We start from the raw sequence: 25,181 nt of genomic DNA, 5'->3' as shown, positions 1-25,181 counted from the left end.
ACGCACGAAGGCGACTGCTGGGCGCGCTTCGTCGCTGTTGTGCCCAGGCATTCACCCACTCCCGCTGCTTCCGTGACGGGCGCGTCTATATCAGCCGTGGTGTCCGCTCTTCTGCGTGACGCATTCAGTGGGGGCGCGATGAGTAGGGACGAGCATGATTCCGCCGAGATAAACGCTTTCGAGGAGTTCGCAGTCCCTGTGCGCCTTTCCCGCGCTGTGATGGATTTCAACGCGATAGGCGCCGCTTTTTCCAGGCAGGCCGCCAAAACGGAAGTCGCCAAAATCGTCGCTTTCTGTAACGGCAATCTTCTTGTCTTCCTGATAAAGCGACACTTGGGCGCCCGCAACGCAATCGACGTTGCCAGATACCTCAACGCTGACGCTGCCGCCGATGAAGCACGCTTCCCAGCGCTCCAGCCCGCGGTAATAGACTCGCGGCCTCGCGCCCAGCTTAGGCAGCAGTACTTTCAATCCCTCAGTGAGTGCCTTCTGTGCCATGGCGTTGTCGTCAAGCTTCACCGCCTCGAAAACATCGGTTGGGCATGCTTGCTGGCAGCGCGGGCGCTGCCAGCCGCTGTCGAGCAGATGGGCATCGAAGATCCAGGTCTGAGGGACCTGGAGCTCCTCGTTCCAGACAATGGCCTTGTAGGGGCAGGAACGGGCAATGTCCTTGCGGCCCTTGGCTTTGATAGGGTCGATGATGACGATGCCGTCCTTGCGCTTCCTGATCGCGTCACCACCGACCTTCATGCATGGCGCGTTGTCGCAGTGGTTGCACATGACCGGCAGGTAGGTCGTTTCGACCATTGGTGCCTGACCCTCGACGCGGCGCAGAATGCGGATTGTGCTTTCGCCGGACACTGACGCAGGTGCCGAATACCCGGGAAAGTCGTTTCCGACGTGTTCGTCCCTCTCGGCAATGACGCAGTTGTAGCAATTCTCGCAACGGCCGACGTTGATGATGAGATTCCACTTACTCATGAGCGATACCTTTCTCGGCGCGGCTGCGCTTGAATTCCTCGGCACCATGCCATCTTTCAATCTGCACCAGACATGAATTGGGGCTCATGCTGCTGGTACCCCGCGTCTGAGGCCGGTCCGGCGTAAGAATGTTCATGCAGCCGCCGATTTCGACGGTTTCGCCTCCGATTTCCACCATCTGGAATTCGGCACTGGCCTCATGCGACTTCACCACGCCGGGAACCATCAACGGCGAAATATCTGCCGCACAGATCACCGCCCCGCGGTCGTTATAGACCTTGACCAGGTCGCGGTGCGCGATCCCGCGTTCATTCGCATCGACGGGATTGATGCGCAGCAGCCAGAAGTCATGGCCTGCGATATCGGCACGGTGGTCTCGCACGTGGTTCACTGCGCTGTTCTTGCCATCGCTCGACGTGTGGAAGCTATAGCGCGAGTGCGTGGCGATCATTTGTATCGGATACTTGCCCACCAGCGTGGCGGTCCCAAGACCTTCCCACGAGCGGATGTAGCGATTGAGCGCGGGCCGATCGGGATTGTCTGCCGTGTGGCGCTTGAGGATTTCGGGAACGAACTCAATCTTGCCACTGGGCGTTTGCACGCCCTTGCCGAACTCCTCCGCAAATTGGCTTGGCAGCGGGTGCGGCTCGGGGACGTCCTTCTGGCGGCCCTCCGCGAACCACCGCATATCCACCGGCTGGCGGAAATCCGGCCGTTCAGGCGGGACAACGTAGTAACCCTTGCGGCAGAACTCTTTCCACGAAATGTGGTTCGCCAGATCGGAGCCATCGAAAACGCGCTTGACCCAGTCAAGTTCCGAGCCGCCCTCGGTAAACAAGGCGCCGAGACCCAGCCGCTCCAGAATTGCGGTGAATATGTCGTAGTCGGAACGCGACTCACCGAGTGGCTCAATGCACTTGTGCTGCAGCGTTACGACACGATGATTGACGCCGGCAATCCCATGATGCGCATATCCCCCCGAATTCGACCATTCGCCAATGTCCCAGCGCTCCAGCGAGCTGCAGGCCGGAAGAATGATGTCCGCGAACTGGGCTTCGCCCTCCATCCAGATCGACTGATTGACGACAAACTCGATGCTGGGGTGACGATAGGCATCGATCCATCGTCCGGACTTGGTGACGGTGCTGAATGCCGAGCCTCCATACCGGTAGATCATGTGAATCGGCGAATAGCCCGGCATCGGATAGGTGAACGGCGCGAATTGCGCCTCCTGCGAAATGCCGTCCCAGAGATAGCCACTGGCGTGCCCGTTGATGATCGCGTCGGGAAGCTGTTGCCGCGAAACCATTTGCTTGACGGGGTTCATCGTCAGGATGTGCGGCATCCGCTGATAGTTGCTGACGGCATTGCCGGTCCACATCAGGTCACCGGAAATCCCGCCATCCGCGTATCCCGGGAAGTAGAAATGGAGGTCCACTGGCGTGCCGAGCTGAAGGCATCCGAAATTGACCCCCGGCTTGCCCCAGCCCTGCATCGCCATCATCATGATCATGCAGCGTGCCCACTGTTGGCCGGTCGCGCCGCGGCCTGCGCCGCCGAACCCCGTGCCCGTCATGCCGGCCGCCAGATAGACCTTCCTGTTGCCCCACTTTCGCGCGAGTGCGCGCACGTCCCGGGCGGGCACTCCCGTTTCGGCTTCTTGCCACTCCGGCGTCTTTGGGATGCCGTCGGTTTGCCCGAGTAGATAGGCCTTCCACTCTTCGAAGCCCGTCGTGCGGGCCGCGACGTAATCTTTGTCGTACAGGCCTTCGACTGCCCATACGTACATGATTGCAGTTGCCAGCGCGGCGTCGGTTTGCGGCCGAATCGGAATCCAACGGCCGCCGAGCAATTGAGCCGTCGGATTGTTGTGCGGGTCGATGTGTATGAACTCGATGCCGAGTTCCTTGGCCCACAGGCGCCGTTGCGTGCCTTCGAAACCGGCATAGGCACCATTGGTGCTTTCGGGATCGGAGGACCAGAACACAATCAAGTCTGCTTCCTTGAGGCAATCCTCGATTCCGCCATAGCCCGCCGGGACGCCGATCCGCATGGAGTTGCCAAAATGATGCATCGCCCCCCAGTACCAGCCCTCCCAACTGTCGGGATTGGCGGCGACCCGGGTGAAACCGATCAGATTGGCGAAGCGCGTCAAGGCGCTGAGGTAATAGCCGACGTTGCCCCACTGATGGTGGGACGACATCGGAAACGTGATGGCACCGGGACCGTGGACGCGTTTCTGCCGGTTGATCTCTTTGGCCACAATGTCCAGGGCCTCATCCCAGGAGATGCGCACGTAATCCGATTTCCCTCGGTTCTGCGGATTGCGATCGCCATCGGGATCGTAATCCACGCGCTTCATCGGATGAAGAATGCGCTTGTCCGAATAGACGACGGACTTCAGCGTCATGGCGTGAGGCGCCACCAGCGCGCGGCGCTGCGGTCGAAAGGTTCTCCCGCGCGCCTGGATCTCCCAGCCCTGCGCATCGTCGGCGTCGAACTCGATGGGTGTCACGCGTACGATGCGTCCCGCTTTTACGTAGACGAACAGCGGCCCGCCATTCGTGCAGGTGGCAAAGCGGCGCATGCCATCGGCCATTGGCGTACCCATCTCGACGCCCACCGTCTGGCTGAGGTTCAGCGTTTGCATGAACCAGACCACCACGGGGTCTGGCCCCTTCGTGATGACCTTGAAGTTTTTCGCGGCATGGATAATATCGCCCTGATCCGGGTTGGGCATCAGGAATTTCAGGGCCGTCGGCAAGTCCCTGAACAGCAGGCTGGCGTCGGCGTCGGCGCTCTTCGCATTCCGCGACCGCACCTTCCCACCCTTGATTTCGACGGTGATCCCAATGCTGCCGTCGAGCAGCCCAATGAAGGCGGTACAGTTCTTCTGTTTCAGGCGCCGGCGGAAGTCCGCGTGCTTCCACGCGGTCAGGTTCAGAACCCTTGGCAAGGCGAACAAGATGGTTCGAAGGACAATCCTTTTCATCGCTAGATCGAGCCTCGGGTCACGCCGGATGCGTGAAGTCGAGCGGGTATGGAAACCGACCTGCCAGGAGATCCCGCACCCGTGCTGCGTCGGCAGCGGCGCATTGAACGAATGCGACGGTACCCCGCCTGATATCCGGCCCGACACGTACGCTGGCGGGTACACCGGCCTGCTCCAGTTGTTCGCGGAAGACTTCCTCGACGGCGCGCATGCGCAACTCCGCGCGTGCCACTTTGCCAATGGGAGTCAGCGGCAGCGTTTGCAGAACTTCGATGCGTGCAGGTACAGCGGCGCGCTCCGGTACTAGCGTGCGTGCCGCGGCCAGCAATTCGTCGGCCGTGAGAAGGTGCCCCGGCTTGAGCGTGACATAGGCAACAGGCAATTCACCGGCGTGCACATCCGGCTGGCTGACGGCTGCAACCATCGCCACGGCCGGATGCTGAAGGAGCGCTTCTTCGATCATTGCCGGATCGATATTGTGGCCGCCTCGAATGATCAGTTCCTTGGCACGGCCCGTCAGGTGCAGGTAGCCATCCTTGTCCAGATAACCGAGGTCGCCAGTGTTGAGCCAGCCAGGCTTTAGCCAGATGTCGCGGTTATCGTGCTCCCGCAAGTAGCCGGGGAACACATTGGGGCCATGAATACCGATAACACCCGTTTCGCCCGGAGCGGCCGGCTCAGTGGCAAGGCCCGCGCGACCAGTCCTCCAGACTCCGATGGCCTGGTGAGGCAGGCGCAACCCAACGCTGCCAAGGCGGCGCTCGCCCAGAGGCGGATTCAGGGCCGAAACGCAGGCGCCTTCAGTCATCCCGTAACCCTCGTACAACGGGATGCCGGCGGCCGCTTCAAATCGCCTTGCCACTTCGGCCGGCAGCGGCGCCGCACCGCAGAATGCGAAACGAAGCGAGGAAATATCGGCACCATCGCGAGGCAGGTCGGCGAGCGCGCTATAGATTGTTGGCACACCACTGAAGCTGTCCGCCTTGAATCGTTCGACCAGCTTCCAGAAATTCGGCATCACGCCGTGACCGCGATAGCCGGCCGCGGTCAGCATGACGACCTCCCAGCCACTATGGAAGGCGGCCAGGCCGGTGACCATCGCGCCGTTCACATGGAACAGCGGGAGACCGCACAGGATTGTGTTGGGAGACGGGGTGAGAACGCCCAGCATGACGGCGACGAACGCCTCATTGAGATGCGCGTGCGTGGCGACTTTCGGCAGGCCGGTGGTGCCACCGGTGTGGAAGTACGAACAGATGTCGCCCGGCAAAATGCGTCGCTTGGATACCAGCATGTCTGAAGGCTCCGCAGCCAACGCGTCTTCGAAGCTGACCACCTTCACTTCCACGCGAGCCGGCCGCGACGCAAACTGGAAGGCCGCTTCCAGGCGTTTGCGCTCGTCGTCGCCAACGTAAGGCCTGGCGCTGACGACAAATAGGGTCTGCACCGCAAGGCAGCGGTCAACCACCGCGACCGCCTTATCCCATAGCGTGCTGTCTTCCATCGGTGCGCAGGCGACCAGCGCCCGGGCCCCGGTTTCCTCGACGATGGCTACAATATGATCCACCTCGAGCATGGGGTTGATGGGGCTGGCAATACCCGCGGCCTGCGCGCCAAGCAAGGCGAAATGCGTCTGCGGCAGGTTCGGAAGCAGCAGGCTCACGGCAGTGCCCGGGGCAATGCCACTACGGTGGAAGGCATTGGCCGCCTGCGTCACGCGCGCCTTGAGTGTGGCGTAGTCGACAGCAAACTCTTGCGCATCCGGTTCGCCGTTCATCACGAAACGAAGCGCTGTCCGTTCTGCATAGCGATCGCAGGCCCGGCACAGGAGTTCGTATGTGTTTTGCGCGGGAACCTTGTCTTCCCACGGTGTGCGCTCAAAGGCGTCGATATCGGCCTGGGTCCGGATTTCGCCGGACAAGGTCCCGCCGCCCACTGTCGTATCGGGCATGCTTGTCTCCTTGATTGATGGCTGTTTTGTCAGGATTGCTGTGGCAGCAGGACGGCGCGCCCGGGCTCGCGCCGGGTGACGTGCTGGTATGCCTGCTCAACGTGCGAAAGCGGGAAGGTCTTTACGCAAATCGGGCGAAGGGACGTTGCGCATGTGGCAAGCGATTTCAATACAGCCTTGTTCGAGCGGAACGTCGTCCATCCATACCGTGCGCCATGCGGAACCAGGGCGTGTTTGGCCCGTTTGCCAGCCAGCGAAGCAACGCCGCCCGCGACGAGGCCCAGCCTGTCGAAGTTGCCAAGCAACGGATGGACCGTTGTTGCATGGCCCACCGCGTCAGACGAGAGCAGGTGCAGCAGCTCTGCTTCGTCGTCCCAGTTGGCGAAGTTCAGCGTGGCGGCAAAGTGCCGCGGCAAACTGGCGAGCGATTGAGCATGGCGGTCAACCACTTCGGTGGCACCAGCATCCAAACAGGCCTGGAGCCCGTTCTTTGAGCCGACCGCAGTGACATTGGCTCCCAGCAGGCGGAGCAACCTGACAGCAATTTGTCCGAGGCCGCCAGTCGCCCCATACACAAGTACGGCCCGTCCGTTCACGGTATCACGCGAAATGCCAGCATCCGCGAATGCTCTGGCCACGGTTTGGAAGTTGTAGGGCAACGTGGCAAGGGCGTCAGCGGGAATCGACGAAGGGCTGTGCGCAACGTGGTCAGGCCGGACGATTACGTGCGTGGCATGCGTCCCTTCGCTTGACGGCGGCTTGGCCCCGAACACAGCGTCGCCTTCACGCAGGCCTGTCACGCCAGCCCCTACGGCACAAACAGTCCCGGCGAAATCATTGCCGAGAACGAGGGGCAGGCGCGTTGCTCCCAATAACGAGAAGATTCTCCTGCCATAGCCGCTGCGTCGGCGCACATCGATAGGATTCACCGCCGCTGCCTCGACCTTCACCACGATCTCGCCTTTGCGCGGTTTCCGGTAAGGCATTGGACGAACCTCGAGCGCGAAGTCCTCGCCAAATCCGTCGATCGCGGCCACCGCGGCAGTTGGTTCGCCGTATGGGATGTTCATGCCGACACCACGCGATTGCGCTGCTCACCCAGCTCGATTGCCCCATCGTCAGTGCGTATCGAAGCGGTCATGATGTCGCCCGGCTGCAGATAGGCGGGGTTCGAGCGGCCCTTCTTGATGAAAAGTTGCCACTTCGTACGCTCGGACAGTACGTGGCGGAACATCCACATCGCGAGCTTTCCCGGCGCTCGGGCTGCGCAGCCTGCTGGCGTGCCGGTAGCGATGAGGTCGCCTGGCTGCAGATCATGCAGGGCCGACAACTCGGTCAGCGTCTGGTGCGGTTTGAAGATCATGTCGCCGCAGTACGTGTCCTGTCGTGGCTGCCCGTTCACATGGAGCCGCATGCGCAGTTCAGGCCAGCGTGCCCACTCTTCTGCGTTCAGCAGTACCAGGAAGGGACCCACGGGGCCAAAGCTGCGATAGCTTTTTCCTTTGTAGAACTGAGCCTGTGGCAACTGGACGTCGCGTGCGGAAACGTCATTGACAATCGTTACACCTGCCAGAAACTCGTGAAGCTGGTCCGGCCCGACACGCAGTGCGTCCGTCAGGGGTTTGCGGACAACCAGACCAAGCTCGATCTCGTAGTCGAGCAGGTGCACATGCCCCGGCCGCACCACGTCGGCATCAGCCGCGGCAAGACAGGATGGAGCCTTGGTGAACAGCGTGTTGAAGCCAATCTTTTCGGGGTCCATGCCAGATTCGCGTACATGACTGGCGTAGTTAATGCCCTGGCACAGGAACTGGCGGTCTGGCGTGACTGGCGGCAGCAGCGTGACGCCATCAAGCGCAAGTGTTGCCTCGCCCGCGGTGCTGCGCCAGGCGGCTTCCAGGCCATTGGTAACGAAGTCCGCAGTACTGGCGCCATCGCAGCGCAATGGTGCGATAAGGCGGTCGTGGACCACACCCCAGTGTGACTCGCCGGCGTGGATATATCGGACGACCTTGACAGCCATTTGTTCTCCTTGATGTGTTGGTTCTGCAGCGCCTGCAATAGAGCATTCACAGCCAGGGTCTGGCAGGGCTCATGGCGCGGCCAAGCAACTTCAGGCGCTCCAGGGACAGCCGACCGGTCCGCAGCAATCCAGCCACACGGAGCACCGTGTCGAAATTGCGCTTGACGCCCATGCTTGCCGGCACGTCATCGCCCCAGGCCCAGATGCCGGCCATGTCGAGGGGGACGTAATGCGTTTCATGGTCCGCGGTGAAAACATCGCCGTCGGTGTAGTGCTCGAACTCCATGCCGTCCGGATCGAACCAGTAATCGAAGAGTTGGCTTCCGAGGACGTGCCGTCCGATGCCCCACATATGCCGGTGGCCGTTCGCACGCAGCACGTTGTGGCCCTGTCCGAGCGCATCAAGGTCGAGCACCTCGTACGCACTGTGCTCATACTTTTCCTCAATGCCTCCCGCGAGCACGAAGGAGTGATGGTCCGCGGGCGTGCTTCCCAGATCCAGGCGGAAGAAGCAGAGGTTCGGAGACCCGTCCTCGAGATACTGAACATCGGTCGGGATCAGGCCGAGATGCCGCATGTACCAGCGGGCCATGCCAGCAAAGTCAACGGTCTGCAGAACGACGTGGCCGAGCTTCACCACGGCCGCAGGCTCCAGCGGCGGCCGCACCATAGCGTTCACCCTGCGGAGCTGGCCTGGATCATTGGTGAGAACGTGTGTCGGTGCGCGCAATGGGAGCCGATCGAGCGGCGCCTGCCCAGTGACAAGCCACAGCAGGTTGCCGGCCGGGTCGGTCAGTTCGACGCCGGTTCCGCCTCCGGGAACGGCGTCCGGCGGAAGTCGGCGGGCATTCGCCTCGGCTTCGAGGCGAACCAGGTCCGCCTCGCTGCGAACGGCAAACGCGGCGCCGACATAACGTGAGCGCTGACCCTTCCGTATCGACAGCAGGCATGGTTGCGGCCCCGCGCCGCGCATCAGCAACTGCTTGTCCGTGCGCGACACGCTACACATGCCGAAATCCGTCAGGAAGGTCTCTGCAGCACGCAAGTCATGTTTTTCAAAGATGAGAAAAGCAAGCGCCTGGGCTTTCACCAGGGCTTCTGGCCGCTGGAGTTTCTGGACCGAGGAAGGCAGTGCACTTTCTGGAAATGCTGGCGGCGTGCGCAGCACGCTGCGAGGCTGGCGGGTCATGTCGTCTCCTTGAAGTGGCCGGGCACGCTCTGCAGCGACGCCCTATCTTTTGATGACATTATGGTCATCCTGACCTATAAGTCAATATGAAAATAAAGATCCAGATGTCGCAGCCGGTACCGTTTCACCGGTTGCGCGGGAGCCGGCGCCGAAAATCAGAGAATCCAGCAGCTGGGGCGTCACGGGCACCCGGTCGCTACGGTCAATGCGCTCGGCGGTGTCCCGTTCTGAATTCACGCTGATCAGTACGATCTTGTGTACTGAGCCAGCCGGAAGATTTCCGAAACTCGCGTCGAGCGAGCCGCGCGCAGCAGTACGGTCCGGCAGGCCTTGCACGCCGAGGTTGTCCACCAAGCCTCCGTCCACGAGATGCAGGTATGGCCTGTTCTCAGCATCGAGACAGCTTTGGGCATTGGCATGCAGCAATCCTTGCCTGCAGATTGCGGTCGCTGCGTACCGTATCCGCGAGTTGGGCCGCCTGGGGACAGGCACCGGCATAGTTGCGCAGCGTTACCGGACTGAGCGGAATCGGAACCGATGACGACGCGGCGACCGCGAATGACAGGGGCACGCTGCTCAGGTCTGAGCAGATCAGGGCAAACTGCTCGGGGGTGAACTCGAACGCCGCTCCGGTGGTAAGGCCGGTCGCGGTTACCAGCAGATGCAGCCCGCGGCTTCGGCCGCGCAGGTCGCCGAAGGTCTTGCCCCGGCAAAGCGCGTCAAGCTTTTCCTGCAGGACATTGGTGCGGCCGAACCATGGCGAGGTCATCCTGTACAGCGTGCCGGGCGAATATCCGACAAAGGTTCTCGTCAGGTGGGCCGCATCAGCGAATCCGGTATCGCTTGCAAGGTGGGTCAGCGTGGTCCGGTCTGAAAGCCGTGAAAATGCGAACCGGTAGCGCTGCCATAGCTGATATGTCCGCAGCGGAATGCCAATTTCATCGACGAACAAATGCGAGAGCCGGCTTTCTGACAAGCAAAGTCTGTCCGCCACTTGTGGCAATGGCACGCGATTCGGAAAATCAGCGTCAATGGCTGCCAATTGTTCGTTGCTACGGTTACGCAGTCCACGGGACAGTTCGACGGCAAGACCTGCGCTCTGGCAGAGAGCCACGAGCGCCTCAACCTCGGGCTCGTCCGGCACTTCTGCGTCGAAGCAGTGCCGCAGGGAATCCAGCACCTCATGCAAAGCAATCGTTCGCAACTCCCGTAGCCCGTTTGCCTGTCGCCGACGTTTTCCGACTCCGCATTCATTTTGCGAGACTTTCTTGACGGCAATCGCTCACATCGACAGGCGCGGGCTTGCGAGGCGCGCATGCCGAGCGTGTCCTTCTTGTCCTGACAGGATCCTGCCAGCAACTCTAGCCGAGCTGCGCAATTGATCGGTGACGCTGCTGCTCGGCGGCGCGGCCGCAGCCAGCACGCTGGCGGCTTCCGGCGTGCCCGGACCTGCTGCGGCAGCAGCGTCGGCAGAAAGGGCGAATACCGCAAAGGCTAGCGGCAAGGCCTCGGGCAGCTACAGACATGGTGAGAATTATATGTGACCAGTCGGCTATTTAATATGAAAAAAATCAGTACAGCAATCGCTTTAACGTGACTTGCTGGAACCGGCGGCAGGCGTCGCCATTGCACTCAACCTTGCTGCGCAGGACCGCCCCTTCCCAGGCCTCGATGATGACGGACGCGAGCTGCGCGGAATCACTGTCCGCCGGCAGTTCCTGGCGCGTCCTGGCCTCGTCAAGACAAGGCGTGATCATGCCTTCCCAGCGCGCCAGAATGCGCTCCAGGGCCTTTCGGACTCCATCGCTGGTATTAGACAATTCGAGGGAAAGGTTGCCTACAAGGCATCCGATCCTAAAATTTTGTGCTGCGTGGTCGGCCACCAGCAATTCGAATAATTTTTCGATCCTAGCCAACGGCGGGATGCGCGCGTCATACATCACTTTGCCGTGGCGTTGTTCAATGGACTCCCAATAGGCTTCGAGCACTTCAGCGGCAAAGGCTTCCTTGCTGTCGAAATAGCTGTAGAAGGAGCCCTTGGGGACATCGGCGGCAGCGACGATGTCCTGCACGCCGGACCCGTTGAAACCGGCGCTGTGAATCACACGACCACCGTCGATAAGCAGCCGGCTACGGATCTCGGGGTTAGCGGGTCTTGGCATGTTCGCGATGGTTGGTGAGCAGTCGAGAGAACAATAGACGACTGGTTGGCTATTTGTCAAGCATACGATGACGATCGTCTATGCTTGTCCATCTGCGAAGCACACCGCGGTCGACTGTGGGCGAGCGCGAACGTGCCCGGCACGATCTATCAATTCACGGTGCCTGCCCATCCATACGCTTCATCGTGATTGCACAGCGCGACGACATCAGTTGTCCCCGACTTGCGCGTGCCAGTTCAGTGAGACTGCGCGATAAAGATTTGACAATAGCCAACCAGTCGTCTATTATTTATTCACTGCTCACGATTCACCGAGACGTGCCAAGACCCGCCAACTCAAGCCGTTGGCCAGAATTGAAAAGTTGTTCGAGTTGCTGCTGGCGGACCGCGCGAGGCAAGAGTTCGGGTGCCTCGCGGTGGCGACTTTTCGCGCGAATTGTCCAATGTCAGCGGCGAAGCGTTGCGCTCGATCTTGCTGCGCAGGACCGCCCCAGATTCCCGGCGCGCCAGAGTGCGCTCCAGAGCCGTTCGGATGGCGAGGTTTGCCGACGATTTTGCAAAGTGACGCTCAAGCGGTTGTTGTACTGAAATTTTTTTATGGTTTTAAATAGACGACTGGTCGCGTATAAAATAACGACAGGCTCAACGCGGATCTGTTGACATTCATCCTTAGTTGAAACGAGGCCCACGGGGCTCACCATTAAGAGGTACTTTGCATGTCCAATTTCCCCACCCAGTATGCAGATCCCGTTGATCCGGCTCTGCCGAAGTCCACCATTACGCTGGACCTGCCACGCACCGCGCTCGTCGTGATTGACCCGCAGATCGACTTCATGAGCCCCGCAGGCCGCAGCTGGGGCGTGGTCGGAGAAAGCGTGACGGAGCAGAACCTCGTGCCCAACCTGGTCCGTCTGTTCGAGGCCGCAAAACAGGCCGGTATCACGGTCGCCATCTCTCCCCACTATTACTTTCCCCATGATCACACATGGAAAGTGCAGGGCCCCGCCGAAATGTTCCAGCATGCCATCGGCATGTTCGACCGTCCGGGCGCGCTGAACCTGGACGGATTCCGTGAGTCGGGCGCGGACTTCATGCCGGAGCTCAAGCCGTATATCGAGGATGGCAAGACCATCATCTGCAACACGCACAAGCTGTACGGCCCGCAGGCCAACGACCTTGTCCTGCAGTTGCGCAAGCAGCGCGTCGATCAGGTGATCCTTGCGGGCATGGCCGCCAATCTGTGCGTCGAATCCCATCTGCGCGATCTGCTGGAGCAAGGTTTCGAAGTTGCTGTCGTGCGCGACGCTGTAGCAGGGCCGAAGCTACCCGAAGGGGACGGGTATCACGCGGCACTGGTCAACTTCCGCTTTATCGCAAACGCGCTGTGGGATACCAACGAAACCGTGCAGCGGTTGGCAGGAAAGGCTGGAGCCGCCGCGTAGCGCCTGTCATGCGCCAGGGGCGACAGCCCGTGGCGCGGCAATGGCAGGGTGCATGAACGGTTCAAAGAATGCATAGGGGCGACTCACATGCCTAAGATTCCTTTGCGCTACAGCTATTTCGCATATGGCGTTATCCAAGCCGGACTGACCTGCTCCATCGCTGCTGCCATCGCAAGCATTCCATTTGCAGACGAAGGCCAGTTCTTTCAGCACTGGCTAAGGTCCTGGAGCGTTTCCTGGCTGACCATGCTGCCCGTTGTCGTGTCGGCCACGCCCATCATTCGCCGCCTGGTCGATCGCATGACAAACCACCCTTAGGTCATAGCAAATTCAAAGCACCCGCAAACCCACGCAGGCGGGAGTCGATCGGCGCGCCTGAATGCCTCACCCCACGTTCCATCCTCTCAAGGAGTCAGCATGACCCAATCCCAATTCAGCCAATCCTCCCGTCAAGCCCTGAGCGATGACATCATCGACGCCAAGATCCGCAAGGGGCTCACATTCGAGCAGATCAACGAAGGCACCGGACTGAGCCTGGCATTTGTCACGGCCGCCCTGCTCGGCCAGCATCCGCTACCCTCCCCCGCGGCAAAGATCGTCGCCGACAAGCTGGACCTGGGCGAAGATGCCGTGCGCCAGTTGCAGACCATTCCTGTGCGCGGCAGTATTCCTGGCGGCGTGCCGACTGACCCGACTATCTACCGCTTCTACGAGATCGTGCAGATCTACGGCTCGACGCTCAAGGCCCTGGTTCACGAGCAGTTCGGCGACGGCATCATCAGCGCCATCAACTTCAAGCTCGACATCAAGAAGGTGGACGACCCCGAGGGCGGCCACCGCGCGGTGATCACCCTCGATGGCAAGTACCTGCCGACCAAGCCGTTCTAATGTCTTAATGTGACGCGACCCCTTGTCGGATGACGCGCGCAGCCTGGCGGCGGCAGCCGCAGACGAAACCACCGGACAGCGAGTGACCAGTGCTTCCAGCTGTTGATCTGCAGCGAATCTGGACCCAGGATTTGCATCGAAAACTGACCGTAAACCGTCATTGCGCGTGCACTTCGGCATCTATGGCAATGCAGCCAGCGCTACTCGAGGCATGCGCTCAAGACGCCTATGGATCAAGCCGTCCAGTTGCCTCGGATTTCTTACTATCACGAGTTTCCCGACATGGCTATCAAGCTGCTGCATCCCCTGGCCGGCCCACGCCACGGCAACAAGGTGGTACAGCGACTGACTTGCGCTGGCGACGACGACCGATGCGTTTTTGTGCTTGAGTGTCGCTACTTCACGTCAGTGATGACACCTAGAGGCCTGCGCGTCTATCCAGGCGCAAAAAATTGGCGCCTGTCCAGCGGAGAACTTGTCGAGTTGATCGACAGAGATCTGTTTCTCGTCCCTCACACCGGGGAAATGCTCACGAAAGTTGGATGATTCGAAAACGGTCGGATGGCTCGCCAGGCCGCGGTCAAGCACAACATGCAAGCTCGTTTGACGTCTTCTTCATAGGCTCCATTCTCACTGAAGAGTGGGAGCCTCCGGAAAAACCGGCACGGTTCACATTGAGCAGTGTGCGGTGTGGAATCACAGCGCCGCTAGCGTTCGGGGCGGGTGCTAGGAATAGTTTGTTCGACCAAGCCGCAAGAGCGCGGAGGCATGATGTGCGGAATTGTAGGAATCGTCGGGGCAGGACCAGTCAATCAGTTGTTGTATGACACACTCCTGTTACTACAACATCGTGGGCAAGATGCCGCTGGCATTGCGACTTCGCGGGGAAGTCAGTTTTATTTGCACAAAGCGAAGGGACTTGTACGCGATGTGTTTCGTACCCGCGACATGCGCTCACTCTACGGGCACAGCGGAATAGGCCATACACGATATCCAACGGCAGGTTCAGCTGCGAGCGACGAAGAGTCCCAGCCGTTTTATGTAAACGCCCCTTTCGGCATTACGCTATCGCACAACGGCAACCTAACCAATACGACGCAGTTGCGCGCCGAACTTCAGTCGCTCAATCACCGACACGTCAATACCCGGTCTGACTCAGAGGTCCTGTTGAACGTCCTCGCGAGCGAGTTACAGGATGTGACCTGTGGCACAGGTATTGATAGCGACGCCGTATTCCGCGCAGTCTCCGGCGTCCATCGTCGCGTGCGTGGAGCGTACGCCGTAGTTGCGAGTATCGCCGATCAGGGGTTGCTCGCATTTCGCGACCCTAACGGTATCCGTCCCCTGTGCATTGGTTACCGTGAATTCGGGCCGACGAGGGAATGGATGGTCGCTTCAGAATCCGCAGCCCTGGAAGCGAGCGGGTTCACCTTGATGCGCGACGTAGCGCCCGGCGAAGGTATATTCATTGACCACGCTGGGAAATTGTCTTACAAGCAATGTGCATCAAGTGCGCGCAACCTTCCATGTGTATTCGAATATGTCTATTTCGCTCGGCCGGACTCGGTGATTGAGGGAGTGTCAGTGTATGCCGCACGGATGCGGATGGGCGAATACCTTGCCAGATCGGTCGCGTCGAATTTCCGCTCGGCCGACATTGATGTGGTAATGCCAGTTCCCGATTCGTCCCGTCCCGCAGCCATGCAGCTTGCAGCCAGCCTAAACCTTCCTTATCGCGAGGGGCTGGTAAAGAGCAGTTACATAGGTCGCACTTTTATCATGCCTGGCCAACAAATGCGCCAAAAATCCGTACGCCAAAAGCTTAACGCCATGGGCGTAGAGTTCAAGGGGAAGAACGTTCTCATCGTTGATGATTCAATCGTTCGTGGGACTACCAGCCGTGAAATCGTCAACATGGCACGCGCTGCGGGCGCCAATCGAGTCTACCTTGCCTCTGCGGCAGCCCCAATCCGTCACCCAAACGTTTACGGAATCGATATGCCCTTGCGAAAGGAACTGATTGCAAGCGGCCGCGATATCGACCAGGTTAGCACCATCCTCGGCGTGGATGGTTTGGTGTATCAGGACATCATGGACATGCAAAGATCGGTAACCGATCTTAATCCGGCCCTCAGAGGGCTCGAGACGTCATGTTTTGATGGCCGATACGTAACGGGCGACGTTACGCCCCAATACCTGGAGAAGCTAGGTGAGCTGCGGCGATGCTAGCTCTCTCTCCAGCGCCGGATGCTGGTCCAGCGCCACCATCGCAGTCATCAGCTTTGTCAGCGAGGCAACTGGCGCGAGGGGCTTGTCCTGTAGTTCCCCAAGCAGTGCTTCAAACTCTGCAAGTCGGGTTTCCGCCGGGCGCGTATTGTCACGAACGAGCGCTTTGATCGCAACCAGTTGTTGTCGGTATTCAACTGCCGAGCGACCCTGTTTCGTTGTGGTCTTGTTGTAAGCGTGCCGAACCAGATCGGAAACGCGACGTCCGATTTGATAGAGCAGCGAATCGGTCAACTCGAGCAGCGTCACGCGTAGGAAAAACACCATGCCGCTTGACGTGCGGCGGACGGCGACACGTGCCGCACTTGAACACCATCCCTAAGCAACCATGGGGAGGCGCTCGCTGTCCTCCGGCGCCGCGCTTTCCGCGCGCGACGGCATGCCACCAAACGCCGCGTACTCGGCGCGCAGGTATTGCTCGAACGGCGCGCCGACCTCGGCGTGGCGCAGCCCTAACTCGACCGTGGCCATCAGGTAGCCGAGCTTGCTGCCGCAGTCGAAGCGGCGCCCATGGTAGCGATAGGCGAGCGCCTGCTCGTCGGTCAGCAGCGCCTGGATCGCGTCGGTGAGCTGCAGCTCGCCGCCAACGCCCGGCTTGAGCGCATGCAGGTAGTCGAAGATGCGCGGCATCAGCACATAGCGCCCTACCACGCCGAGGTTGGATGGCGCCGCTTCCGGCGCCGGCTTCTCGACGATACCGGACATCTTGAAAACCCTGCTGTCCCAGGGCTTGCCGTCGACCACGCCATAAGAGCGCGAGTTCTCCGGCGCGATCTCCTCCACCCCGATCACCGAGCTGTGGTAGTGGTCGAACACCTGGATCATCTGCTTGAGCACCGGCGTGGGCGCGTCAAGCAGGTCGTCGGCCAGGATCACGGCGAATGGTTCGTCGCCCACCAGCTTGCTCGCGCAGCGCACCGCATGGCCGAGCCCGAGGGGCTCGGACTGCCGCACGTAGAAGCAGTCGACATGGCTGGGCTTGATGCTGCGGACCAGATCGAGCAGTTGCTGCTTGCCGCGCGCCACCAGTTCGGCCTCGACCTCGTAGGACTTGTCGAAGTGATCCTCGATCGCGCGCTTGCTGCGGCCGGTCACGAAGATCAGTTCGGTGATGCCGGCGGCAACCGCCTCCTCCACCGCATACTGGATCAAAGGCTTGTCCACCACCGGCAGCATTTCCTTCGGGCTGGCCTTGGTGGCCGGCAGGAAACGCGTGCCGAGACCCGCTACCGGAAATACTGCTTTCTTGACCTTGAGCATGGCCTACCCCGACGTATGTTGGTTATTGGTGAATGCAGCGTATTCCCTGGGCCGGTTTCCGGCCTGCCAACAGTTCGCCATATTCCGACATGGATGTGCATTGCCGTGCGCGGCCACGGTGAAGCCCACCGTCGGCATGGCGCTGGTTTTTGGCGGATTGTGCCGGCATCGGGCGGTTAAGCTTGCGGTACCGGCACCGGGCGGCTCCGGTGCAAATGACGGTCGCGAGCGAAAAACGGCTTCCCACGCGCTACGACCGCGGTGCGTTCTGCCAGGTCCTGGCCACCAGCATCGACGACACGGGCGTGGTGCTGTTCAGGGCGATGCCGCGGCACACCCTGTCGGACCCATGAACCGTGAATCGCCGCAGCGGCGAAGCGCAGGGGCGAGCATCGCCCGCGGAGCAAGGACATGAGCAGGCTGAGACGGAATCTGCTGGCCGGACTGGCCACCACCGCAGGCGCCGCGCTGGCGAACCCATTCTCCCCCCCGGTCCTGGCGGCAAGCGTGCCGGATGGCCGCAAGCCCGAATCTCCGAGCGTGCTCGATTTCATGTCCCCCGCGATGCGGCAGGACGCCCTGTCAGGCGCCCCAATGCTCGATCACACCCGCGCCATCCAGGCCGCGCTCGACAGCGGCGCCGCGGAGCTGGCCGTTCCCGGGGGGTGCACCTTCAACCTGACCGGGCCGCTGACCGTAGGCAGGAAAACCCGCATCTGCGGCGCGGGCGAACTTCGATTTTCGGCCGGCATTGCCACCATGGCCGCCATTACCGTCAAGGCGGATGGCTGCGAATTCGACGGCATCGTGCTCACCAATCCGAACCGGCTCCAGGCGCCGGCAGGTGGCCGGAATACCGGCATTCTGTTCCGCGCCGATCTGGGCACGGTCACGCGCTCGACCATCCGCGGTTTCCAGAATGGCATCACGGTCGAGTCGGAGGGGGAATACCACGACTTCATCATCGCCAACAACCGCATTCTCGATTGCATTGGCGCGGGGGGCGGCCCGGGCGATTCCACCTCCGGAACCGGCGAGGACCGGGGCGACGGCATCACGATCTGGGGCTGTGCGGCGACCATCACCGGCAACCTTGTCACGGCCATGGCGGGCCAGGATTGCCGGATCGGCATTCATGTGGAAGGGCTGGCTCACTATCACAACGGCGCGTCGCCGAGGCAGGACAATCTCTGCACCATTGTCGGCAACATCGTGCTGGGGCCCTTCCGGCGCAGTATCGTGACGGAGAACCTGAACAACGCATCCATCGCCGGCAACACCTGCGAAGGCGCCACATGGTGGGGCATCGCGGTGGCACGCTCGCTTGCCTGCTCCATCACCGCCAACACCGTGAAACTGGATCGCGCCAGCACCGACAAGAGCGGCGCCAGCTGGAGCCCCATCCATGCAGGCATCGCAGTGTACGGTGGCGCCGTGCAGTGCGTGATTTCCGGCAATACCGTGGACCTGACCCAGGGGCATGCCGCAGCGGCAATTTTGCTGCAGGGGCTGCAGACCGACACGGTGGTGGTGGGCAAGCAGGCGTGCATCGCCGATGGCACCAGGCGCGTACGGCTCGCCGCGCCGAATCCCACGATTCAGGTCGGCCAGCTCTTGACCGGAGGCGGGGTGCCGGCGCAAACCTATGTCGCGAACATCGATGGCACCACGCTGCTGGCAAGCAAGCCCATCGCGGCGGGTTCGCCAATGTTGACGGTCACATGGCACGACCGCGGCCAGGGCATTGCCGTCACCGACAACAGCATCCTGTGCAATGCGGCGATTGAGACGATCGGCATCTGGGCGCAATACCAGGACCACCCGACCATCAGCGGGAACAACATCCGCTTTATGGGCAAGGTCGGCATCAGCTGCCATGACGTGGCCGACCCGGTCATCAACGGCAACACCGTGCTTGGCCTGAATGGCACCAAGAGCGGCATCGACCTGGCCTGGAGCAGGACCGCCGCCGTCGTCGTGAACAATGTCGTAGCCGGATTCGACGCACCGGGCGCATACGGCATCAATGTGGTCAACCGGACTGGCGGGGTCGTCTCGGGCAACTTCGTGCGCGACTGCGCCACGAACATCCACCTGTACGGCTGCACCGGCATGTCGGTGACGGGAAACAGTTCGGTCAGTTGCGCCAGCCACTACGCGGCCGGCAACGGCTCGGGCATGATGCTGGCCAATAACGCCAGCCTCTGACGCCCGCGGCTGGCCGTGCCGCTGCGGCGAGGCGTCCTTTCAGCTCCCTTCCGATCCGAGCGCTTGACGAACTCCGGCGTGAAGCGTTGGACCCAGCGCATGATCGTCGTATGCGCAGGTACCAAGATGAGTTCGCGGTCGCAGTGCCGCCCGTTGAACGACCAGTCGATATCTCTGAGCGTACTCATTGCAGGCTCGCGCTCGTCAAAAATCCGAGCTTACCCACCGGCCCCTACGATTTGCACCGGAGCCTCCCCTGCTACCCGGGCTGCAGTTGCTCGACACCAGCGACGCACCTGCGCAGCGCGAAACAAATTGAAGGGGAATTATTCTCATTAAAATATGCGTTTCCTGTTTCATTCCTGAAACAGCGGCAAAAAAATGACTTCTATTGGTGAACAAATCTTTGAATAAATATTCGGCATGCACCGAATCGGTTAGTTATGTGGATTTCCAAACATTCATTTTGGTGCGTGGCATGCTGCGTTGCAGCGCAGGCTCTATAGTGCCCAATAAGAAGTTCTTCCCAATGCTTGCACCAAGGTGATCACCAATTCTCTTAAGTCATATTTTCTTTTATTACAGGCACTTGCATCGCATTTTTAGAATTTTTTGCATTCCTTCCGCCAAGATCTCGTCAGTATCAGACAGGGCGCACTCCGACGATTGCAGAGTGGCTACGCTGCAATGCAGCACGACAAAGTCCGCTGCGGAAGCGATCAGTAATAATGGGGTAATCAAAATGCCGGACGCGCAATTAGCACCAGCCTCCATAAACTGGTTCTCCACCTCCACCGATCGTTTCAAATGCAGCGCCAGGCGCGTCGGTATTCTGTTATTCGACGGTTTTTCCCTATTGGGCGCCGGCCTGGTGGCCGAGCTCTTCCACACGGCCAACAAGGTCTCGTCTCCCGCCAGCGGCAAGAAGCTGGCCTACGATGTCTGCTTCATCTCCGTCGATGGCGGCAGCATCGCCTGCTCGGCCTCGGTGCGGGTCTGGACCGACGGCCTCGATGCGCGCCAGCAGCCAGGCTTCGATCTCCTGTTTATCGCCGGCGGCGATGGCGCGCGCACCGCGGCCGCCGACGAGCGGCTGCTGCGCTGGCTGCGCGCGGTCCATCCGAAGACCGCCGCGGTCAAGCCGATCGCAGAGGGGCGCGCCGTGCTGATCGCGGCCGGCATCCTCAAGCCGATGGAGCCGCCGCACGGCGCCACCGTCCATCCGCTGCGAGCCGCCGAGGCCGCCGAGGCCGCCAGCGACCAGTACGAGCCGATGAAAGGCGCGTTGACGGTGATCAAGCGCGATCTCGGCCTGGACGTGGCGCGCGCCGTGGCCGCGCGGGTCATGCCGACCTGGAGTGCCAAGCTGATGCCGCCGCTGGCGGATGTGGGCATGACCAGTGCGGCTGACAAGATTCTCGCCGCCGCGCGCTGGCTGCAGAACCACTGCGAGCAGTCGATCTCCATCGCCGATGCGGCCCAGGTCGCCGCCATGAGCGAGCGCAATTTCCTGCGCCGCTTCAAGGTGGAAATGGGCGTGACGCCGTCCGACTACCTACTGCAGGCGCGGCTCGACTCCGCCTGCGGCCTGCTGGCCGAAACCGACCTGCCGGTCGACAAGGTGGCGCGCCGCTGCGGCATGGGCAACGGCGATCGCCTTGCCAAGATCTTCCGCAAACGCATGTCGATCTCTCCCACCGTGTTCCGCCAGCGCAGCAAGAGCCAGGCCGACGGCTGACGGCTGACGGCTGACGGCATGGGCGGCACGCGGCGCGCCAGCGCCGCTGCCTCGCGCACGGGGCAAGCCGGGGACGGCATTGAAGACGACCTCGTGCGCGTGGACCGATACCTACGGGGCTGCGCCTGAGCGGTGGGATGGCAGGGGTCGGTGGCGGTACGGCTTTGGGAAAGACGGGAGAGGCGAAATGCTCAAGCTCGAGGGGTTGCTGGCGCGCGTGCTCGACGTCGCGCTAGTCTTTGCCGGGGCCGCGCTGGCCTCCCAGATACGCTTCGACGAAGCGACGCAGGGCGGCTTCTACGAAGTGGTCATCGCGCTGGCGGCCGCGTTCACGCTGGCGCTGTTTCCCGCCTTCGGCATCTATGCGTCCTGGCGCGACCGCTCCATGCTCGGGCTGGCCGGGCAAGTCGCGCTGGCCTGGCTGCTGGTGCAGTTGTGCGGCGTGATGGTGATGTTCTCGCTGCACCGCGCCGACCTGATCTCGCGCCTGTGGTTTACTTACTGGACCGCCACTACCGGCGGCCTGCTGATCCTCTCGCGGCTCGCCACCCACCTCGTGCTCGGCCATGTGCGCAGCGCGGGCATGAACCTGCACCATGTGGCGGTAGTCGGCAGCGGCGCGCATTGCGACGCCGTGATCCGGCGTGTCGCCTCGTCGCGGGCCTCGGGCTTCCGCGTGGCGGCCGCCTTCAATGTGGCGCCCGGCGTTGGCGGCCTCAACGCAAAGGTGCCCACTTTCGAGGACCGCGCCGCCTTTCACCGCTATCTGCGCACCCAGCAGATCCACGAGCTGTGGCTGGCGCTGCCGCTGTCGCAGGAACCCGCCATCCTCGATTTCGTGCGGGAATACCGCGATGAGCTGATCAATATCCGCTTCATGCCCGACCTGCGCAGCGTGGCGCTGTTCGACGCCGGCATGATCGACCTGATCGGCATGCACGCGATCAACCTGGTGGCCTCGCCGATCTCGCCGAATGCGCTGATGCAGAAGGACATCTTCGACCGCCTGTTCGCCGCGGCGGTGCTGCTCGGCCTGGCGCCGCTGCTGCTGGCCATAGCCGTGGCGGTCAAGCTGTCGTCGCGCGGGCCGGTGCTGTTCAAGCAGAAGCGCAAGGGCGCCGACGGCCGGGTCTTCACCATCTACAAGTTCCGTTCCATGCGCGCGCACACCGAGCCGACCGGCGTGCTCACGCAGGCCACCCGCAACGACCCGCGCATCACGCGGGTGGGCGCCTTCCTGCGGCGCACCAGCCTGGACGAGCTGCCGCAGTTCTTCAATGTGCTGCGCGGCGACATGTCGGTGGTGGGGCCGCGCCCGCACGCCATCGAGCACGACGACCAGTACCAGAAGATCGTGGCCGGCTATATCCACCGCTACCGCATCAAGCCCGGCATTACCGGCTGGGCGCAGGTGAACGGCTACCGCGGCGAGACCGACCGCATCGAAAAAATGGAAGGCCGCATTGCCTACGACCTCTACTACCTCAGTAACTGGTCCTTTGCGCTGGACCTGCGCATCATCGCCGCGACCATCTTCAAAGGGTTGAGGCAAAGCAACGCGTACTGAAACCGAAGCTTGCGTTTCTCGAACGGGAAGGTTCACGCCATGCTTACAAAACTCGATACCCAATGCGCCGAGGCCGCCACGGCGCAATCGCCGGTCACGTTCTGCGCAGCTGCTCTTGATCAGTCCTTCCCCATGAAGATCACGCACTTGATTGAGTCAACAGCGACAGGAACGCTGGCGATGGTTTGTCTCGCCGCCAACCACTTTGCGGCCCGCGGGCACAAGATAAGCGTTGTTTATTCCCAGCGGCCTGAAACTCCATCCAACCTCGCCGGCCTGTTTCATCGCGATGTGGCACTCCATGCGTTACCGATGGGCCCCAAAGACCTGCCTGTCAGCCTGATTGAAGTTCGCCGCAAGCTGAAGGAACTCAACCCGGATGTGCTTCACATGCATTCTTCGTTTGCTGGATTCGTCGGTCGCATGGCCACACTAGGTTGGCGGTCTGACCTGAGAGCGCTGTATAGCCCGCATTGCATCTCCTTCATGAGAACCGACATCTCGCGCACCCGGAGGCGAATCTTCACCTTGCTCGAAGCCGTTGCGGCACGGGGTCGGGCTAGCTATGTGGCTTGCTCCCGCAGTGAGGCACAGGCCATCGAACGCTCACTGGGACGACCCGCCATCCTGCTCGAGAACGCCGTCGACGTGGACTTCTTCGCCCCGTCCCAGTGGGAGGCTTCAACCAGCGCTATGAGGTCCGGCGCACGATTCACAGTTGTGACTGCCGGCGGCATCCGGCGGCAGAAGGGCTTCGAACTGTTCGCCGAGATCGCGCGGCGGCTGTCAGGCCAGGGATTCGACTTTCTGTGGATCGGTGACGGTGACACAGCCAGCAAGGCCGTGCTCATCGATGCCGGCGTTCGCGTGTCAGGATGGCGTACTCGCCAGGACGTACGTGACATCCTCCACGCCGCGCACACTTATCTCTCTACCGCCGCCTGGGAGGGGATGCCCATATCTGTGATCGAAGCCATGGCTGCCGGCCTCCCCGTCCTGGCCAGTCGCTGTGCCGGCAACGTAGATGTCATTGACGATGGCATCAATGGCCTTCTGTTCTCGGTGGCTGACGAGGCCGTGAGCTGTCTTGAGCGCTTACGCGGAGATTCTTCCCTGCACACCGATCTTGCGAGCGGGGGGCAGCAGGCGGCCCGGCAGCGCTTTGCGCAGGGCAGGTTTCTGGATGAGCTTGAGCAGATATATATCGGACCTTCCAAGCCCCACTAGTGTGGGAGTTCACTATGGACGAAATCTCGAATGGCAATTGCGCTGTCATCTTCGGCGGCAACGGCTTTATCGGTGCATTCCTGGCAGAAAGTCTCGGACGGAGCGGCCGATATCGCAAAATCTATCTGTTCGATCACGAGGCTATTGAGACCAAGCATAACCGCTTCCGACTCGATATGGTCCGGTCCACCCCAGGCGCGACCGAGGTGCTGGGTGACGTGCGTCAGCCGATCAAGTGGATGCCGCAAGAGAAAGTTGATTTTGTCGCCAATCTCGCCGCAGTACATCGCGAACCGGGTCATCTGATCCACGAGTACTACGAGACGAATATCCTTGGCGCAGAGCACGTCTGCGAATGGGCGAGTCGCGCAAATGCGAGGAGCATTGCCTTCACTAGCTCGATCGCGCCATACGGGCTAAGCGATGAGAAGCGCGACGAGAGCTCATTGCCGGTTCCCACCTCGGCCTACGGCGGCTCCAAGCTGGTAGCCGAGAAGATCCATCTCGCTTGGCTCAATGAAGATCGAGCACGGCGGGTGCTGACGATCGCGCGTCCTGGCGTCGTATTTGGCCCAGGAGAAGGCGGCAATGTGTCCCGACTGATTCAAGCCGTTATGCGCCGATACTTCTTCTACATGGGCAACAAGAATACGCGCAAGGCCGGAGTCTATGTCAAGGAACTGGTCGATGCGCTTCTCTGGGTGCACCAGCAGCAGATCGAGAAGCAGGATCCTTATGTCTTGTTCAACATGTCCATGGAGCCGGCACCGTCTATTCGCGACTACGTCGACGCAGTCTGCGATACGGCCGGCATCAAGCGCCACGTTCCGGAGGTTCCCTTCTCACTTCTGCTGTTCGCATCCCATAGTATCAGTCTGGTTGCTCGTCTGGTCGGGATGAGACAACTGTTCAGCCCGGTACGGGTACGCAAACTGGTGCAGCCCAACTATATCGTTCCCAGCTATCTCCTGTCGTCGGACTACTCCTTCAAATACAACCTGACCAGCGCATTCCGCGATTGGCAGGCCCTGTGTCCGGACGACTGGAAATGACTACTGCCGACACCAACATGCAAATTGACATTGCAGTGCTTCAACCGGCAGCCGCTTGTGGTGATCGGCGGCTTGAACGTCAGGGAGGATTCAGAGCAGGTGCTATTGCTCAGATCTTCCCTCATGAACACCGCCACTCTCGACCTGACTCCCTTCACCACTGCTGCTCCTCAGGCGCGGAGCGGCAATTGCACATTGGCTGTACTCCTTCCTCTC

At 61.2% G+C, this 25,181-nt stretch carries 21 protein-coding genes and 2 pseudogenes; 11 read left to right on the top strand and 12 right to left on the bottom strand.

Going from position 1 to position 25,181, the window contains the following annotated elements:
• Positions 1-90 precede the first annotated feature (90 nt).
• From E0W60_RS29940 to E0W60_RS29895, 9 genes are all read right to left on the bottom strand, one after another.
• Complete coding sequence (locus tag E0W60_RS29940; protein ID WP_135706574.1) at positions 91-981, bottom strand: 4Fe-4S dicluster domain-containing protein; 891 nt, start codon at positions 979-981, stop codon at positions 91-93.
• On the bottom strand, positions 974-3,973 hold the full coding sequence (locus E0W60_RS29935) for a molybdopterin-dependent oxidoreductase (protein ID WP_135706573.1): 3,000 nt from the start codon (positions 3,971-3,973) through the stop codon (positions 974-976). The genes E0W60_RS29940 and E0W60_RS29935 overlap by 8 nt, the downstream gene beginning before the upstream one ends.
• A 19-nt stretch (positions 3,974-3,992) precedes the next feature.
• Positions 3,993-5,924 carry an acyl-CoA synthetase gene (locus E0W60_RS29930; protein ID WP_135706572.1) on the bottom strand — a complete coding sequence of 644 codons (1,932 nt, stop codon included), beginning with the start codon at positions 5,922-5,924 and terminating at the stop codon, positions 3,993-3,995.
• Positions 5,925-5,953: 29 nt separating this feature from the next.
• Positions 5,954-6,994 (bottom strand): alcohol dehydrogenase catalytic domain-containing protein, encoded by a 1,041-nt coding sequence (locus E0W60_RS29925; RefSeq protein WP_135706571.1) that lies wholly within the window; start codon positions 6,992-6,994, stop codon positions 5,954-5,956.
• Positions 6,991-7,947, bottom strand: coding sequence for a fumarylacetoacetate hydrolase family protein (locus E0W60_RS29920; protein ID WP_135706570.1), 957 nt, complete (start codon positions 7,945-7,947; stop codon positions 6,991-6,993). The genes E0W60_RS29925 and E0W60_RS29920 overlap by 4 nt, the downstream gene beginning before the upstream one ends.
• Positions 7,948-7,993: 46 nt before the next feature.
• On the bottom strand, positions 7,994-9,136 hold the full coding sequence (locus tag E0W60_RS29915) for a VOC family protein (protein WP_135706569.1): 1,143 nt from the start codon (positions 9,134-9,136) through the stop codon (positions 7,994-7,996).
• 81 nt (positions 9,137-9,217) lie between these two features.
• The gene (locus E0W60_RS29910; RefSeq protein ID WP_135706568.1) at positions 9,218-9,487 is read right to left on the bottom strand and encodes a hypothetical protein; all 270 of its coding nucleotides are present in this window, start codon (positions 9,485-9,487) and stop codon (positions 9,218-9,220) included.
• Positions 9,488-9,524: 37 nt separating this feature from the next.
• Positions 9,525-10,340, bottom strand: a complete 816-nt coding sequence (locus E0W60_RS29905; protein ID WP_240746085.1) for a helix-turn-helix domain-containing protein — start codon at positions 10,338-10,340, stop codon at positions 9,525-9,527.
• 367 nt (positions 10,341-10,707) lie between these two features.
• Positions 10,708-11,298 carry a TetR/AcrR family transcriptional regulator gene (locus E0W60_RS29895; protein WP_133096740.1) on the bottom strand — a complete coding sequence of 197 codons (591 nt, stop codon included), beginning with the start codon at positions 11,296-11,298 and terminating at the stop codon, positions 10,708-10,710.
• 715 nt (positions 11,299-12,013) lie between these two features.
• On the opposite strand from E0W60_RS29895, the gene E0W60_RS29890 reads away from it, so the two are divergent.
• From E0W60_RS29890 to purF, 5 genes are all read left to right on the top strand, one after another.
• Positions 12,014-12,739, top strand: a complete 726-nt coding sequence (locus E0W60_RS29890) for a cysteine hydrolase (protein WP_135706566.1) — start codon at positions 12,014-12,016, stop codon at positions 12,737-12,739.
• 87 nt (positions 12,740-12,826) lie between these two features.
• The gene (locus E0W60_RS29885) at positions 12,827-13,057 is read left to right on the top strand and encodes a DUF2798 domain-containing protein (RefSeq protein ID WP_135706565.1); all 231 of its coding nucleotides are present in this window, start codon (positions 12,827-12,829) and stop codon (positions 13,055-13,057) included.
• A 99-nt stretch (positions 13,058-13,156) separates the two neighbouring features.
• Positions 13,157-13,627, top strand: coding sequence for a cyanase (cynS, locus tag E0W60_RS29880; RefSeq protein ID WP_133096743.1), 471 nt, complete (start codon positions 13,157-13,159; stop codon positions 13,625-13,627).
• A 282-nt stretch (positions 13,628-13,909) separates the two neighbouring features.
• Entirely contained in the window at positions 13,910-14,173 is a 264-nt protein-coding gene (locus tag E0W60_RS29875) for a hypothetical protein (protein WP_135706564.1), read from the top strand.
• Between the two features lie 225 nt (positions 14,174-14,398).
• Positions 14,399-15,856 carry an amidophosphoribosyltransferase gene (gene purF, locus E0W60_RS29870; protein WP_135707092.1) on the top strand — a complete coding sequence of 486 codons (1,458 nt, stop codon included), beginning with the start codon at positions 14,399-14,401 and terminating at the stop codon, positions 15,854-15,856.
• A 42-nt stretch (positions 15,857-15,898) separates the two neighbouring features.
• Here the strand turns inward: purF and E0W60_RS37385 are convergent.
• Together E0W60_RS37385 and galU are read right to left on the bottom strand one after the other, a co-directional pair.
• Positions 15,899-16,180: pseudogene (locus E0W60_RS37385) on the bottom strand (hypothetical protein); the annotation flags it as partial.
• A gap of 51 nt (positions 16,181-16,231) precedes the next feature.
• Complete coding sequence (galU, locus tag E0W60_RS29860; RefSeq protein ID WP_135706563.1) at positions 16,232-17,173, bottom strand: UTP--glucose-1-phosphate uridylyltransferase GalU; 942 nt, start codon at positions 17,171-17,173, stop codon at positions 16,232-16,234.
• Between the two features lie 215 nt (positions 17,174-17,388).
• On the opposite strand from galU, the gene E0W60_RS37155 reads away from it, so the two are divergent.
• Positions 17,389-17,526 (top strand): hypothetical protein, encoded by a 138-nt coding sequence (locus E0W60_RS37155; protein ID WP_167884638.1) that lies wholly within the window; start codon positions 17,389-17,391, stop codon positions 17,524-17,526.
• Positions 17,527-17,680: 154 nt separating this feature from the next.
• The gene (locus tag E0W60_RS29855) at positions 17,681-19,381 is read left to right on the top strand and encodes a right-handed parallel beta-helix repeat-containing protein (RefSeq protein ID WP_240746084.1); all 1,701 of its coding nucleotides are present in this window, start codon (positions 17,681-17,683) and stop codon (positions 19,379-19,381) included.
• A 50-nt stretch (positions 19,382-19,431) separates the two neighbouring features.
• Here the strand turns inward: E0W60_RS29855 and E0W60_RS38425 are convergent.
• Positions 19,432-19,569 (bottom strand): annotated as a pseudogene (locus E0W60_RS38425) (IS6 family transposase); the annotation flags it as partial.
• A 554-nt stretch (positions 19,570-20,123) separates the two neighbouring features.
• Here E0W60_RS38425 and E0W60_RS29845 point away from each other — a divergent pair.
• The 4 genes from E0W60_RS29845 (at position 20,124) to E0W60_RS29830 (ending at position 24,965) form a co-directional block, all read left to right on the top strand.
• Positions 20,124-21,119 carry a GlxA family transcriptional regulator gene (locus E0W60_RS29845; protein WP_135706561.1) on the top strand — a complete coding sequence of 332 codons (996 nt, stop codon included), beginning with the start codon at positions 20,124-20,126 and terminating at the stop codon, positions 21,117-21,119.
• A gap of 187 nt (positions 21,120-21,306) precedes the next feature.
• A complete protein-coding gene (locus tag E0W60_RS29840; protein WP_133096748.1) occupies positions 21,307-22,686 on the top strand; it encodes an undecaprenyl-phosphate glucose phosphotransferase in 1,380 nt (459 codons plus the stop codon).
• A 39-nt stretch (positions 22,687-22,725) separates the two neighbouring features.
• Positions 22,726-23,913, top strand: coding sequence for a glycosyltransferase (locus E0W60_RS29835; RefSeq protein WP_240746082.1), 1,188 nt, complete (start codon positions 22,726-22,728; stop codon positions 23,911-23,913).
• A gap of 14 nt (positions 23,914-23,927) precedes the next feature.
• Positions 23,928-24,965, top strand: a complete 1,038-nt coding sequence (locus E0W60_RS29830; protein WP_133096749.1) for an NAD-dependent epimerase/dehydratase family protein — start codon at positions 23,928-23,930, stop codon at positions 24,963-24,965.
• Positions 24,966-25,181: the final 216 nt, after the last annotated feature.

The sequence above is a fragment of the Cupriavidus oxalaticus genome (assembly GCF_004768545.1).
GTDB lineage: Bacteria > Pseudomonadota > Gammaproteobacteria > Burkholderiales > Burkholderiaceae > Cupriavidus > Cupriavidus oxalaticus_A.
The sequence above is the reverse complement of the archived record's forward strand: the minus strand, read 5'-3'. Positions and strand labels throughout refer to the sequence as shown.

Bases quoted from the DNA above. Each gene is read 5' to 3' on its own strand.
- E0W60_RS29940 (WP_135706574.1), bottom strand. From the start codon at position 981: ATGAGTAAGTGGAATCTCATCATCAACGTCGGCCGTTGCGAGAATTGC.
- E0W60_RS29935 (WP_135706573.1), bottom strand. From the start codon at position 3,973: ATGAAAAGGATTGTCCTTCGAACCATCTTGTTCGCCTTGCCAAGGGTT.
- E0W60_RS29930 (WP_135706572.1), bottom strand. From the start codon at position 5,924: ATGCCCGATACGACAGTGGGCGGCGGGACCTTGTCCGGCGAAATCCGG.
- E0W60_RS29925 (WP_135706571.1), bottom strand. From the start codon at position 6,994: ATGAACATCCCATACGGCGAACCAACTGCCGCGGTGGCCGCGATCGAC.
- E0W60_RS29920 (WP_135706570.1), bottom strand. From the start codon at position 7,947: ATGGCTGTCAAGGTCGTCCGATATATCCACGCCGGCGAGTCACACTGG.
- E0W60_RS29915 (WP_135706569.1), bottom strand. From the start codon at position 9,136: ATGACCCGCCAGCCTCGCAGCGTGCTGCGCACGCCGCCAGCATTTCCA.
- E0W60_RS29895 (WP_133096740.1), bottom strand. From the start codon at position 11,298: ATGCCAAGACCCGCTAACCCCGAGATCCGTAGCCGGCTGCTTATCGAC.
- E0W60_RS29890 (WP_135706566.1), top strand. From the start codon at position 12,014: ATGTCCAATTTCCCCACCCAGTATGCAGATCCCGTTGATCCGGCTCTG.
- E0W60_RS29885 (WP_135706565.1), top strand. From the start codon at position 12,827: ATGCCTAAGATTCCTTTGCGCTACAGCTATTTCGCATATGGCGTTATC.
- cynS (WP_133096743.1), top strand. From the start codon at position 13,157: ATGACCCAATCCCAATTCAGCCAATCCTCCCGTCAAGCCCTGAGCGAT.
- E0W60_RS29875 (WP_135706564.1), top strand. From the start codon at position 13,910: ATGGCTATCAAGCTGCTGCATCCCCTGGCCGGCCCACGCCACGGCAAC.
- purF (WP_135707092.1), top strand. From the start codon at position 14,399: ATGTGCGGAATTGTAGGAATCGTCGGGGCAGGACCAGTCAATCAGTTG.
- galU (WP_135706563.1), bottom strand. From the start codon at position 17,173: ATGCTCAAGGTCAAGAAAGCAGTATTTCCGGTAGCGGGTCTCGGCACG.
- E0W60_RS37155 (WP_167884638.1), top strand. From the start codon at position 17,389: ATGACGGTCGCGAGCGAAAAACGGCTTCCCACGCGCTACGACCGCGGT.
- E0W60_RS29845 (WP_135706561.1), top strand. From the start codon at position 20,124: ATGCCGGACGCGCAATTAGCACCAGCCTCCATAAACTGGTTCTCCACC.
- E0W60_RS29840 (WP_133096748.1), top strand. From the start codon at position 21,307: ATGCTCAAGCTCGAGGGGTTGCTGGCGCGCGTGCTCGACGTCGCGCTA.
- E0W60_RS29835 (WP_240746082.1), top strand. From the start codon at position 22,726: ATGCTTACAAAACTCGATACCCAATGCGCCGAGGCCGCCACGGCGCAA.
- E0W60_RS29830 (WP_133096749.1), top strand. From the start codon at position 23,928: ATGGACGAAATCTCGAATGGCAATTGCGCTGTCATCTTCGGCGGCAAC.